The organism is Kitasatospora sp. NPDC017646 (assembly GCF_044329365.1).
Taxonomy (GTDB): Bacteria; Actinomycetota; Actinomycetes; order Streptomycetales; family Streptomycetaceae; genus Kitasatospora.
Genome location: NZ_JBIRJC010000065.1, coordinates 13889 through 27208, shown reverse-complemented (window position 1 = coordinate 27208; position 13320 = coordinate 13889). Strand labels below are relative to the sequence as shown.

Annotated in this window: 10 protein-coding genes; 2 read left to right on the top strand and 8 right to left on the bottom strand. The window is 70.5% G+C overall.

Features of this window, described 5'->3' with window-relative positions:
• Positions 1 to 945: 945 nt before the first annotated feature.
• The 3 genes from ACH4J0_RS40140 to mgtA all read right to left on the bottom strand — a co-directional run bounded on the left by ACH4J0_RS40140 (position 946) and on the right by mgtA (position 7145).
• Positions 946 to 1779, bottom strand: a complete 834-nt coding sequence (locus ACH4J0_RS40140) for an endonuclease domain-containing protein (RefSeq protein ID WP_396246142.1) — start codon at positions 1777 to 1779, stop codon at positions 946 to 948.
• A gap of 686 nt (positions 1780 to 2465) precedes the next feature.
• The gene (locus ACH4J0_RS40135; RefSeq protein ID WP_396246141.1) at positions 2466 to 3578 is read right to left on the bottom strand and encodes a hypothetical protein; all 1113 of its coding nucleotides are present in this window, start codon (positions 3576 to 3578) and stop codon (positions 2466 to 2468) included.
• Positions 3579 to 4490: 912 nt separating this feature from the next.
• Entirely contained in the window at positions 4491 to 7145 is a 2655-nt protein-coding gene (mgtA, locus tag ACH4J0_RS40130; protein ID WP_396246140.1) for a magnesium-translocating P-type ATPase, read from the bottom strand.
• 584 nt (positions 7146 to 7729) lie between these two features.
• Here mgtA and ACH4J0_RS40125 point away from each other — a divergent pair.
• Entirely contained in the window at positions 7730 to 7996 is a 267-nt protein-coding gene (locus tag ACH4J0_RS40125) for a hypothetical protein (protein WP_396246139.1), read from the top strand.
• Between the two features lie 149 nt (positions 7997 to 8145).
• A complete protein-coding gene (locus tag ACH4J0_RS40120; RefSeq protein ID WP_396246138.1) occupies positions 8146 to 8397 on the top strand; it encodes a hypothetical protein in 252 nt (83 codons plus the stop codon).
• Positions 8398 to 8442: 45 nt separating this feature from the next.
• Here the strand turns inward: ACH4J0_RS40120 and ACH4J0_RS40115 are convergent, their stop codons facing one another.
• The 5 genes from ACH4J0_RS40115 to ACH4J0_RS40095 form a co-directional block, all read right to left on the bottom strand.
• Complete coding sequence (locus ACH4J0_RS40115; protein WP_396246137.1) at positions 8443 to 9021, bottom strand: DUF5994 family protein; 579 nt, start codon at positions 9019 to 9021, stop codon at positions 8443 to 8445.
• 209 nt (positions 9022 to 9230) lie between these two features.
• On the bottom strand, positions 9231 to 9587 hold the full coding sequence (locus ACH4J0_RS40110) for a DUF5994 family protein (protein WP_396246136.1): 357 nt from the start codon (positions 9585 to 9587) through the stop codon (positions 9231 to 9233).
• A 503-nt stretch (positions 9588 to 10090) separates the two neighbouring features.
• Positions 10091 to 11593: a CoA transferase gene (locus ACH4J0_RS40105; RefSeq protein WP_396246135.1), complete on the bottom strand. Its 1503-nt coding sequence runs from the start codon at positions 11591 to 11593 to the stop codon at positions 10091 to 10093.
• A gap of 50 nt (positions 11594 to 11643) precedes the next feature.
• Positions 11644 to 12567, bottom strand: coding sequence for a 3-hydroxyacyl-CoA dehydrogenase NAD-binding domain-containing protein (locus tag ACH4J0_RS40100; protein WP_396246134.1), 924 nt, complete (start codon positions 12565 to 12567; stop codon positions 11644 to 11646).
• On the bottom strand, positions 12564 to 13316 hold the full coding sequence (locus tag ACH4J0_RS40095) for an acetoacetate decarboxylase (RefSeq protein WP_396246143.1): 753 nt from the start codon (positions 13314 to 13316) through the stop codon (positions 12564 to 12566). The genes ACH4J0_RS40100 and ACH4J0_RS40095 overlap by 4 nt, the downstream gene beginning before the upstream one ends.
• Between the last annotated feature and the right edge of the window lie 4 nt (positions 13317 to 13320).

Here is a 13320-nt window from a genome sequence, read left to right as displayed (position 1 = left end):
GGAACTCCTTCCCCCCGGACCCCTACGTCCACGCCTACAACGCGGACGGCAAGGAGATCTACAACCAGAAGACACAGCCCACAGTCAAGGGCACCGGTCAGTAGGCGTGATCGAGTTCATGCGTGGGCGCGGACGGGTGGGGGCGGTTTCGATGCCCTCGGCGGTGAAGACGGGGTTGGACGCCCGGCTTCGGTCAGCAGTTCCGTGAGCAGTTGTCCGTAGGCAGTGCCCAGATCGGGTCCACCGGATGGTCCGGCGTCGCCGCGCAGTTGTGCGGTGAGCGTCCGGTCCTGGGGCGGCCGAGGCGCAGTAGCCTGCAGGGGCGACGGCCACCGGTCCTCCAGACCATGCTGCGGGGAGGTGTGCAGCAGGTGATCGCGGGCGGAGCGAGTCCTGCAATGGGGTTGTGAGGCAAGTCACCGTCGAAGCCCCGGCTGTCTAACTGCCTCTCACGCGCCTCTCACGGACTGGGCGTCATGAGGTGTCATCGGGCGTCATGCGTGGTCGACGAGGTAGGCCCTGACCTGCGGGTTCTGGACTGAACGGACGGGCCGTCACGACCTTTCGACTCCGGGGGTCAAGGGGCCGCAGGTTCAAATCCTGTCGCCCCGACGGTAATGCCGCAGGTCAGAGGCCGTTTTCTCGTTCGCGAGAAAGCGGCCCTCGGCATGCTCCGGGGCCTGCCTCTCACATTCGTCTCATGGTTTGCGGTTCGACGGCGGGGCTGGAGGCCGCTCGGCGTCGCGAGTCGATGACCATGTGCACCTGTTCTGCCTGTATATCCGCTCTTTAGATCACCGGCACGGGTTCGGTGGTTGCTCGCCGTGATCGCAGATCTCGGCTGGGGGTTCGCACTTGACGCTTTCGCCACCGATCAAGTGCGCGTCGACAGGTCCAGCGGCTGCCCAAGCGCCCGGATGAGTAAGAGCACGCCCCCGACTACGCTCAGAACAGCGCCAGGCCCTCGCTGCCGGTGTCCGGAACGACGGGCCGGAACTGCGCGGGGACGGCGTCATGGCGGCCAGGCCCCGCAGCAGCGGCCACCGCCGGGGCTGTCTCGGCCAGCCAGGTGCGGAATCGGTCGACGGCTTCGCGGTAGGGGACTTGCGCCAGGATGCGGTGCTCCCCGCTGGGACAGTAGTCCACACTCAGGGTGATCATGCAGGAGCCGGGCGCGTTGTGACTGCCCGTCCAGGAAGCACGCAGTTCACCACAGGGCTTGCGCCCGCGGGAGCTGCGGGGGGCGCGGTGGGTCGGGCGTAGCGGTTCGCCGACCAGGAGTGCGGTCAGTGCCGCCAGGTGCGGCAACGGCAGCGTGGTGCGGGCGCGGCAGCCGGGGCAGCGGTGCCAGTGCCGCAGCCAGTCCTCGGCGTGGGTATGGAAGAGGGATGCGTAGCGGCTGGTCACGTATACGTCGTTGCTGTAGAGGTAGTTCGGCCGTTCCCGCGTGTTGCAGGACTGGCAGACGGGCGCGCGGACGTAGCCGTGCTCGTGGCAGTGGTCGACCGCGAAGGCAGGTGCTTCCCGGCAGACGGCGCACCTCCACCCGGACACTTCCAGCGAGGCGCGCTTCTTACTGAGCACCGAGTAGACGTGGCCTTCCAGCTCCCCGTTGTACGGGCGCGGCGTGGTTGTGCGGCAGTCGGGGCAGATCGTCTGCCAGCTGCTGCCGGCCTGGACCCGCCACTGCTCGGGCTGCTCCGCCACAGAGCCGCACCTCTGGCAGGTCCGCGCGGCCAGCAACCACCGCTCCTCGGCGTGCTCGGCCGCGTCCAGCACCTTCACCAGCGTGCGAGGTAGCCACCATGTGTCCCCTGCCCCCGCTCCGGTCCGCTCCATCAGAGACCGACGCCAGTCGATCCCCGCCAGATGCGGCAGAGGGTCACTGCCGCGCAGCAACGGCCCAGGGGCAGCATCGACGCGAGCCCGGGCCCATTCCCGGCCCAGGCGCTGACGCCACCGCAGCGCTGGCCCCTCCCTCTGCCTCGCTTTCAGTGACCCGCGGAAAGGAGCGACACGGACCAGGCCGACCCCGCTCACCTCGACCGCACGCAGCTCCTCGGCCGCCCGGCGCACATCGGTCTCTTGAACATGCCACCGGCCGCCGACTCCCTTCACCGTCGGCACCGCACGTGCGCCGAGCAGCACGTACCCCACCCGCGGATCGGCAGGGAAGCCGGTGAACGTTTGCCCGGCGGCCGGGAACACACTGTTGGCCATCAACTCGGCCCACAAGGCATCGGCGACGGCCAGGGGCAAGAGGTGGCCTGTGCGGCGCGGAGTGGCGCGGTGCGGCATGCCCGGCACGCTATCAGGCACCACGGACACGAAGGTCCGCTCCTGGTAGTGCTTGCGGCCCTGCGGGCTCGTGAGGTAGCGCGCAATCCCGCGGCCAGCGCCTGCCCGGGCCAGCTCGCCGGCCGGGCGAGCGACCGAGAAAGGCAGCGTGAAGCAGTTCCGGAGTACTACGCGTTCCAGACCGAGGTCAGCCAGGTCAGGTCGGCTTCGGCCTGGCGGCGGGCGCTCCGTTCGCGGATGAACAGCTGCTCGGTCTTGGTCAGCACGAGGGTGTACGGGCGTCCCTGCCGTCTGGTCCGGTGGTGTGCCGGGAGCTCGGCCGAGTCGATTTTGGTGTGCACGTGCCGGCGTCCGTCCTTCGCCAGCGGCCATTCAAGGACTCGCCGTGAGCGGGAACCAAGGAACATCTCCAGGGTGGCGCACAGTTCGCAGCCGCAACCGGTCCAGGCGATCGACCAGTCGTCCGCGGCGCGCGGCTGTCGTCCGGTGATCGCGCGGAGCCGGTCCGCGCAGTCGCGCGCGAGCACGTCGAGACCCGCCGTGCGCCTGGCGTCCGTCGGCAGCGCCTGTGCCGAACGGATCTCGGTCGGACCGGTCGTGGACGACAGCCGCAGGTCGCCGTCCACTGCGGTCCAGGCCCCGGCGAACAGCAGTCGCGCCACTGCTGCACCCGGGCCGGAGGCCCGCAGTGCCGTGCAAAGATCCGGCAGCCTCTCGGTCCACTCGTACCGGTGGGGCTCGTGACGGTTCCGCGGGCCGAACCAGCCGTCGACGACTTGGCGCAGCCACGCGGTGCCGTACCGCTCGGCCGCCGCAGACAGCCCTCCCGCGTGTTCCGGCCCCAGCGCGCCCACCCGGAACGGCTCCAGCAGCATCGCCGCGGTCTCGGCCGCACTCAGGCCCGCGGCCATGTGCAACGCGCAGTCCAGCAGCTCGGGTTGGGCACCGGTGTGCTTCCAGAACGGGGCGAGGGACTGTGCGGCGGTGCGTGCGCCGTCCAGATCTCCCCGCTCGATGCGGTCGCGCAGTTCCTCCAGGGCCCACCGCGGTCCGGCCTCGCCACGTGCAGCGAACGCCCGCTCGCGCGGCCACACGACGACCGCGGCCCTCCCGTACCACCGGTCCAGCGTGTTGCCGTAGTTGCCCGTGTAGCCCTCGTACTGGGACTCATAGGGCGTGGGGTCCGTGCTCGGGGTGCTGGCACAGGCCTCGTGTTCGTAGACGTACAACGAGATCTCCTCGCCGCCGGCGCCGTTTGGGCGGGACGTGTTCGTGCGCACCCTCTCCAGCCCCGCTCCCGGCCCCCGGGCGATCAGGGTCCGAGCCTGGGAGGGGCGACACTCGGTCGGCGGGCCTCATGCCGAAACCGAGTGGTCACGCGAGTAGCGGGACCAGTCACAATCAGGACGCGAGGCCGCCGCGGAGCGGCGAACGGCATGATGTCGTCCGCTGCCGATCGTTTTCACCCGTCGGCCCGTAGGTCTGCCGTCGGCACACCTGCGGCCGTCAGCAGGTCGGTGCCGGTGCGGGTGTTGGCCGGGTCGGATGCCGCCGTCATCAGCCACTCGGCGGCGGAGGCCTCGGCTTCGGGGGGGGGGGGATCACCAGGAGCTCCAGGCGCACAGGGGTGAAGGAGCACACCATCACCTCGTCCGCGTCCTGTTCCTGTTCGCACCACCCGACGCTCGTCCTCGACCGGCTTCCCTGCCTTGCCTCCACGTGGGTCGGCGTACGCTGCACCGGCATTTCCCCTGTCCCAGCACTGCACCGGCTCTCACCCGGCGACACCTCGGCCAGGATGGCTCCTGTGGCTGTGGGGTGCGGCGCAAGAAATCTCGGGTGGCTATTCTGGTCGAACGTCGCGCGGGGGAATTTTCAAATACTGATTCATGTGTACGGCGGGCTCGAATTCTCGCAATGCGGAGTATCCTGGAAGGTGCCGGTAGGAGTTACCGGTAGGACGATCGCGAGGAGGCGAATATGCAGATCAATGAGGCAGGATCCCTGGCTCTGCGGCCCGTGATCGAAAAAATGTCCGCCTTTTCGGTGGGAAGATCATAGGGTGAATGGGGGTCGGGGGGGCGTGGATTCAGATTCTGCTGCCCTGGTCGGCGCTACGTCTAGGCAGGCCGGAAGGCCGTTTCCCCGCAGCGATGCGGGGAACGGCCTTTTTCTGGGGTGGGGGCCGTGTGTCATGGTTCGGCGGAGGACGGGTTGTGCCGGCGTCTGGCGGTGGTGAAGTAGGCGGCGCGGCGGCGCAGGTGGCGGCGACTGCTGTAACGGGGCGCACCCGGTACGGCGGGCGCGGCGCCGTAGAAGATCCGCTTGCCGACCTCTACCAGGGCGAGGTAGCCGACGACCATGCCGACGAGTGCGGCGAAGAACGCGCCCGGCAGGGGATGGAAGCCGAGTGTGGCGGCCACGGGCGTGGCGGGGATGAGCGTGCCGACGGTGACGACACCGAGGGCCGCGAGGGTGAGCGGCAGGCTGGGATGGCTGCGGAAGAACGGGATGCGGCGGGTGCGGATCGCGAAGATGACCAGGGTCTGGGTGGCCAGGGACTCGACGAACCAGCCGGAGCGGAACTGCTCGGGTCCGGAGTGGAAGACCCCGAGCATTATCCCGAAGGTGAGGAAGTCGAAGACCGAGCTGAACGGACCGAAGTAGAGCATGAAGCGGCGGATGAAGCCGATGTCCCAGTGCGAGGGGCGGCGCAGCTGCTCCTCGTCGACGTTGTCGGTGGGGATGGCCAGCTGGCTGGTGTCGTACAGCAGGTTGTTGAGCAGGATCTGGGACGGAAGCATCGGCAGGAAGGGCAGGAACAGCGAGGCGCCGGCGGCGGAGGCCATGTTGCCGAAGTTGCTGGAGGTGCCCATCAGCACGTATTTGATGGTGTTGGCGAAGATCCTCCGCCCTTCGGCGACGCCGTCGGCGAGTACGTTGAGGTCCTTTGCCAGCAGGATGACGTCGGCGGCGTCCTTGGCGACGTCGGTGGCCGAGTCGACCGAGATTCCCACGTCGGCCGCGTGCAGGGCGAGTGCGTCGTTGACGCCGTCGCCGAGGAAGGCGACCCCGCGGCCGCCGTGCCGCTGGGCGTGCACGATGCGGGCCTTGTCCTCCGGGGTGACCCGGGCGAAGACGGTGGTGTGTGCGATGGCTGCGGCGAGTTGGGGCTCGTCGATTGCGTCGAGGTCGGTGCCGGTCAGCGTGCCGCCCTCGGCCAGCCCCAGGTCGCGGCAGATCTTGGCGGCGACGGTGGGGTTGTCGCCGGTGACGACCTTCACCGCGATGCCGAGGTCGGCCAGCCGGCGCAGGGCTTCGGCGGCGTCGTGTTTGGGTGGGTCCAGGAACACGAGCAGTCCCAGGAGGCGCAGGTCGTGTTCGTCCGCGGGCTGCGGCGGGCCGCTGCTGTCGGCGGGGCGGGTGGCCACGGCGACGACCCGGTTGCCGGCGGTGAACTCGGCCGCCAGGGCGTCGTGGGCTGCGGCCGGCACGTCGGAGCAGCGGTCGAGGACGCTCTCCGGTGCCCCCTTGGTCACCAGGGTCACCTGGCCGGCCGTGTCGCGGACGAGGACGGTGACCATGCGGCGCTCGTGGTCGAAAGGGAGTACCCCCAGCCGGGTGTAGCCCGCCGGTGCGGTCCGCTCGCCGACGGCGGCCGGGGACTGCCACAGCGCTTGGTCGAGGGGGTTCCCACCGATGGGCTGCCCGTCCGGTGTGGTGTTCTCGGTGCACAGCAGCCCCCAGCGCAGCACCGTGTCAGGGGTGTTGTCGCCGGCCGGCACAGCGCGCATGTAGTGGATGCTGCCCTGCGTGAGGGTGCCGGTCTTGTCGGTGAACAGAACGTCGACGTCGCCGAGGTCCTCGATGCACACCAGCCGTTTGACCAGCACCTTGCGGCGGCTCATCCGCCGGGATCCGGCGGCGAGGCTGGTGGAGACGACGGCAGGCAGCAGCTGCGGGGTGATGCCGACCGCGATCGCCAGTGAGAACAGCAGTGCGTCGATGATCGGTTTGTGCAGGACCACGTTGATCACGAAGATCGACGTGGTCAGCGTGCCCGCGACGTACACCAGAAGCATGGAGAAGCGGCGCAGCCCGACCTGGAACTCGGTGTCGAGCAGGTGCGTGCTCAGTCCGGCGGTGATCCTGCCGAACTCGGTGCGGGCGCCGGTGGCCACCACGATCCCGCTTCCGCTGCCGGCTCTTACCACAGTGCCCATCAGTGCGCACCCGGACAGCTCCGCCAGGGGCGTTCCCGCAGGTACGGGGGCGGTGCGCTTGTCGACGGGCAGCGATTCGCCGGTCAGGGCCGACTCGTCGCACTCCAGGCCCGCGACGTCGAACAGTCGTATGTCGGCCGGGACGATGTCCCCCAGGCGCAGCTCGACCACGTCGCCGGGGACCAGCTCGGTGACGTCCACCGAGCCGGGGCGCCCGTCGCGGATGACCACCGTCCGGTGGCGGATCCGGGAGTGCAGGGCCTCGGCGGCCTTCTCCGCCCGGTACTCGTTGACGAAGCCGAGCCCGACCGACACGCTCACGATCAGACCGATGATGACGGCGTCACTGCGTTCGCCGACCAGGTAGGAGGCGACGGCGGCGATCAGCAGCAGAGCGAGCAGCGGGGAGCGCAGCTGGTGCCAGAGCACGGGAAGGAACCGAGCCCGGTGCGAGGCGACCGCATTCGGGCCGAACTGCGACTGTCGCCGTGCGACCTCCCCGCCGGGCAGGCCCCGGTCGGCGGCCACGCCGAACTCCTGCAGCACGTCCGCGACGGGCAGCGCGGCCGCGGACACTGCCCCGGCCACGGAGCTGGTCGAATGCGCGGGCGCGGAGACCGTCATCGGCTTTCCCGGCCGGATCCTGGGGGCCGCTCGGGCCGGTTGCCCCAGTCGCCCTCAGGTCCGACGGCCGAACGGGACGCAGGCCGGGACTCGGACGTGGCGTACGGGGTGCCGCTCATCGATCACCTTCACCGCCTTGAGTCACGTCCTTGAGCCACGTCGTCCGGCGGGAGCGCAGTCCGGCGGCCCCGGACGCACTCCATGTCACCAGACTGCCACCGATCGATCACGAAGGAAACGCGGGGGATTGCCACGGCCCCTGCCTCGCGCTCCGGAAGCGCCACTCGCGCGGTACCGACGCCGCCGCTGCGACGGGCCGAGCAATGCCCGGATCGAACCCGTGATGACCGGATACGTCGTGGTCGGCCCACACGTGTCATGTCGGCTGTGGCGGACCGGCCGGGTCCAGCCTGCCGATGATCGGGTCGTCCTCGCAAGGCCTCCGGTGACTGGGGGGTACGAGGAGTTCGGCCCAGACGGCCTTGCCGCCGTCGTTCGGGAGGGCGCCCCAACAAAGGGAGAGACGGTTGACGACGATGGAGTGGAGCATTTGCCGGGCTGTGGATGGTGGCGGACGGCGGTGAATGCAACATGCTGTCCCCGGCCACCTGGTAGTGAAACTCTCGGTCGACGCCCGGGCGCCGGCGGAGCCGTCGAAGGGGCCGCTGGACCTGCGGTACGAGGACGACACGGACAACGGCGTCACCTTCGAGTACGACCTGCACCCGAGCGGCGCGCTGCGCGTCCTGCGGGTCTTCGAGGACACGCCGCACCGCATCGAGGCGTGCTTCAGTCCGGGGGCATGGCTCCAGGTCGTGGCCACCTACCGGCGAAGCGGCTCCGAGTACTGACGGCGGTCCGCACCGGGCGAACCGCAGGCCCTCGGCGGCGGTTCGCCCGGCTGCTCAGCGGTAGCCGGGCAGCGTCCACCGGTCGCGGCTGATCCGCCCCGCCCATACCGTCTTTCCCGGGGGCGGGATCGTCGGCACAGGAGGCCAGGATGCGGCACTACCGATGGGTTCTGGAGACGCAGGACGACGACGGCCACTGGTCCCGGCAGGACGGCACTCCCATGCAGAATCCGCTGGAGTACGAGGGGCCGCCCCAGCGGGCGGCCAACCATCTGCGGGAGGTGTTCGTGCGCACGCTCTCCCGGCCTGCTCCCGGCCCCCGGGCGATCAGGATCCGCCTCTGGGACGGGGCCGATGCCGCAGGCCAGCCCCAGGCCGAGGCCGAATGGTCACGCGAGTGACACACCCGGCCCCGCGGTCGTAGCGGGCGGCTCCCGTCCCGCCGACTACGCGGGTGCCGGCCAGGAGGCGGCCCGGCTGTGGGCGACATCCGCCCGCCTGGCGGCCCCACCAGCGCCGTCGGAGGGAGCGGCGGCCGACGGCAGGAAGCCGGAGCGGGACTCCGACTCTGCCGCCCCATCGCCCGTCTCCGCGGCGAGCAGGTCGCTCGCGGTCCGGGTGTCGGCCGGGTCCGCCGCCTCGGACATCAGCCGGGAGGCGTCGACGGCATCCGTCGCCGGCGGGACGACCAGCAGGTTCAGCCGGCGGGGGGCGTACGAGAACACCGCGATCGTGTGCTCGTCCTGCTCGGTGGTGAACCAGCCCGCGTGGACGGTGTGTCCGGTGACCGGGATGCGCGGGGGGATGACGGGCCACTGCGCGGGGTTCACGGTGATCCGGGTGATCCGGCCCCACCGCTCGTCGAGTTCGGCGGCCAGGGAGGGGAGTTCGAGAAGAAGATCACGCGAGCGGGGCCACCAGGCTCCGTCCAGTCGGCCGGGCCGCGCGCCCCGGGGCGCAAGGGAGAGCCGTACGGTGGAATTCCGGATGGGAGGCGTCGTCGCACGATCGAGCGTCGTGGTCATGATCAGGAACCTGTCTCCGGGCCCGGCCCACGAGGTCGGGTCCGGCATTGCCATTCGCCGGAGACGACGCCAGTATCCGGTGCCGGCATGCGAAGTGCCTTCGGTGATATCCAGGCTACTCTCGGTCGGACGGGTGCGGTGGATGGCGTCCAGGTAATCCTGAGTGCTGGGCTGGGTCCGCTCCCCCGTGTCGAGCGTGCGCGGACCGCTCAGCCGAGCAGGAGTTCTGCCGCCGTGGTGTGGTTCCCGGTCGCCGAGGCGCCGGCCATCGCCGAGGCGGCCGTCGCCGGGTTGGTGCCGGGCGGTACCACCAGCAACAGGAAGTGGTCCTGGAACCCCCGGGTGACGCTGATCGTCGCGTCGCTGCCGACGAACCAGTTGATCCTTATCGTCAGGCCGTTCGCCGCGAGGGACCGTGGTACACCGTCCCAGGCCGTAGAGTCGAGGCCGACCCGGACGATGCGTCCGAAGTGGGCGCCGAGCGCGGTGATCAGGTCCGGCAGTTCGGCGAGGACGTGGTTCGAGCGGGGCCACCAGGCTCCGTCGAAGATCCCCTCCCGCGACATCGTCGAGGACGGCTACATCCTCGGCGTGCTCACCGCGGCCCGCGCCACCGGCCTGCTCACCGTCGCACCGACTCCGTGAAGCCGTCGGTGCTCCCCGCTGCTCGGCGAGAACCGGCCGGACCGACGAGACCAGGGCACGACGAAGGACCCGACCGCTCAGCAGTCGGGTCCTTCGTTATGGCTGATCAGCCGTGGCGGAGGATACGCTCGCCCGAGTCTGGACGTTGCTGGGCGGGGATGAACGCAACCAGAACTGCAACCGTCCGGGCTTGGCGCCATCCGTGCTCCGCTCGGGGAGCCGCCGTAGCCGAAACCGGCACGGATGGGCTCGCCCACGGGAACGTCGTGCTTCTTCACGAAGCCGCGGACCTCCGTGTAGAAGTGCATGGCCTTGGCCTGGTTGTCGACGAGGACGCCGGTCAGATGGTTTGCATGGACGGGGATTCCTCGGCTCGGGATGCTTTCCGACACTTCGGCACGATGCGGCCCGGGCGGCGCCGTGCTCAGGCGCGGGCCGGGGATTCCCACGCGGGACGGGAGGATCCTCGCGGCAGCAGTACGTGGCGGTACGCGCCAGGGGTCTCGGACATCCGGATCTGGTCGGTGACGCCCTGGTAGTCGCCGAGCGGGGTGCGGGCGATGAAGGTCTCCGGGTCCAGGTAGGCGTGCTCGTCGCCGGTTCCGGCGACGGCCGTGGCGTACGCCTTGTCGAAGACGCCCAGCGAGAGGATCCACAGCGCGACGCGTGTGAGCGAGACATGGACGCGGTAGGAGCCACCGTCCACCGCACGCCGCCGCATCGCCTCGACGATGCCTGCGGTCAGGAACCAGGCCACCAGATAGTCGTTGACCACGGTGATCGGCGGGAGTGCGGGACGTTCGCCGTCACCCTCCAGGTGGAGCAGGCCCGCGACCGAACCGGCCGTCTGGTCGAACCCGATCCGGTTCGCCCAGGGGCCTGTGGTGCCGTGCAGCGAGACGGTGGCGTGGACCAGGCCGGGGCGCAGAGCGATGGCCTCGTCCTCGGACAGACCCATCGAGGCGAGCAGGCCCGGGCGGCGGTTGGCGTAGAACACGTCGGCCCCGGCCAGCAGTTCACGTATCACCGCCGCACCTTCTGCGGTACGCGGCTCCACGGTGGCCGAGCGCACCCCCACCTGGGTCGTGTTGTACGTCACCGGGTGTTCCAGCTCGCCCGGCCGCCACAGGTTCAGTACGTCCGCGCCGTGCAGGGCCAGTGCGCGGCCGGCCCCCGCGCCCGCGATGATGTGGCCCATGCCCAGCGCCCGTACGTCCGCCAGCGGGGCGGTCGCGCCCGCGCCCACGGTGGGCAGCGGCTCGGGGTCGCTGTCGCCGATCCTGGTGATCTCCACCAGCGGCATGCCGGAGAGGACCTCGGTGAACTGCCGCTCCTTCAGGAACTCCTGGGGCGTACGGATCACCGGCAGCACCACCCCGGCCCGCTCGGCCGCCTCCTCCAGCTCGGCGGCCCGCCATGTGGCGATCGCCGCGGCGACCGCATCGGGGTCCTCGGGCACACCGAGTAGGCGCTCGGCGGCGATGCGCAGGTTGGGATACGGGTTGAGCGGCATCACCCAGCGGTCGTCCGCAGTGCGGTAGAAGCCGTTGACGAAGGCAAGGGTGGGGACGGACGGCGCGCCGCCCGGGTAGCCGTTGAGCAGCTCCCACTTCTGGTCGTAGAAGGGGCACAGCCGGTGCGGGGCGACCCGCAGGTCCATCGAGATGTCCTGGCCGCGCCCGCCACGCTGCCGCCAGAGGGCCGCCACTGCGGCGGACTTGGCGGCGAGGGCGAGCGAGGTGGCCGCACCCAGGCGCAGCGTGCTGGGCACGATCGGGTCGGCGCCGCGGAAGGTGAAGCTCCCGCCGGTGTCGGCGCGGTTCAGCCCGATGGTGCCGAGTACCTCGTCGAGCGCGGTGTGGATGTCGAAGGCGTCGTCGGTAGCGGGGTTCGCGACCGCCTTGGCGATGCTGTTGGACAGGGACATGACTGCTCCAGGGTGCTTGCCGGAATTGGGGGTCAGCTGCGGGGGAGGGGTCAGGGCTCGTCGAGCGCGCGCATCAGCGCGATCTGGCGGTGGTCGCGTTCGGCGGCCAGTTCGGTGACGCTGCCCTCGGCCAGGAACTCCTTGGCCTGGGCGATGAGCAGGGCGAGCGTCGGCTCGTCGAAGGAGGGAGTGCCGAGGGCCGGCCAGGCGGCTTCCATCTGGGGGCCGAGGTGGGCCAGGAAGTCGGGCAGTCCGCCCTGACCGCCGCCCAGGTGGAAGGAGCGGAAGGGGCCGTCCACGGCCCAGCGCAGGCCGATCGAGGAGGTGACGATGGAGTCCAGCTCCTGCTCGGTCACCACACCGGTGGCCACCAGGTGCACGGCCTCGCGGAACAGCGCGGACTGCAGCCGGTTGGCGACGAACCCGGGGACCTCCTTGCGCAGCACCTGGGGCTGCTTGCCGAGCGAGGCGTAGAACTGCCGTGCCTTCTCGACGGTTTCGGCCGAGGTGAGCGCGCCGGGGACGATCTCGACCAGCGGGATCAGATGCGGCGGGTTGAAGGGATGCCCCACTACCAGCCGCTCGGGGCTGCGCAGGGCCTCGGCGATGGCGGTGGCCGGAATGCCGGAGGTCGAGGTGGCCAGCAGCGCGTCCGCCGGGGCGTACTGCTCGATGCGCTGCCACAGCTCCTGCTTGAGCGGCAGCCGCTCCGGGCCGTTCTCCTGTACGACATCGGCCTGCGCGACAGCGCGGGCCAGGTCGGGCTCCAGGCGCAGGCGCGCGGTCAGATGTGCGGTGTCGAATCCGAGTTGGCGCAGTGCCGGTTCGCAGGCGGCGAGTTCGGTGTCCAGGTAGGCGTCCAGGTCGGGGCGCGGGTCGCAGACGGTGACCTCCAGGCCGCCTGCCAGGAACAGGGCGGTCCAGGAGGCGCCGATCAGGCCGGCGCCGACGACGGTTGCGCGGATGGGGCTCATGCGGAAGGTACCTTCTTGAGGTAGTCATGCACGGGTTCGGCGGGGGCGAGGGTGAGGTCGGCCAGCACATGGGTGGCGCGCACGACCTCGCGTACGGGCAGATCGGCCAGCGGTGCGAGCGCGTGCTCGAAGAGCTGGAGCCGCGCGGGCCCGGACCAGGCACCCTTGACGGTGAGATCGGTGATCCGGGTGCGGACGAGTTCGCAGCGCAGGGGAGCGCCGTCGTATCCGCGGTCGATACCCAGCAGGTAGGTGGGCGCGGCGAGTTCGGCGCGGGCCTGGGCGGGGTCGAGCGGCTGGTGCTTGTAGCCCATGGTCGCGGTGGCCACCCGCAGCGAGCCGTGGTCGAGGGTGCCGACCAGGGTGTCGCCGTCGACGTAGAGGCGGGGCGATCCCGCCTTCTTCGGGTACGCGCTCAGTTCGCGCCCCGAGGCGATGGCCGGTGCGCTGTCCACGTACATCGCCAGACTGAACTCGCCCTGCTCGCCGTCGAGTTCGACCGGGATCAGCTGGCCGGACTCGCTGTAGCTGCCGAGGCCGGCGACGTCCGGCATCCGGATGACCTCGAAGTGGACCAGCGGCTCGGGCACGGCCAGTGGTTCGGGGACGACGCGCCGCAGGGCGTCGGGGTCGGTGCGGTAGGTGATGGTCAGGTACTCACGGTCGGTGAAGCGGTACGGGGGTAGCGGGTAGGCGGGGGAGTTCACCGGTGTGGTGAGCAGCAGGTCGGGGATGTCGTCGGCGCGCATCGGG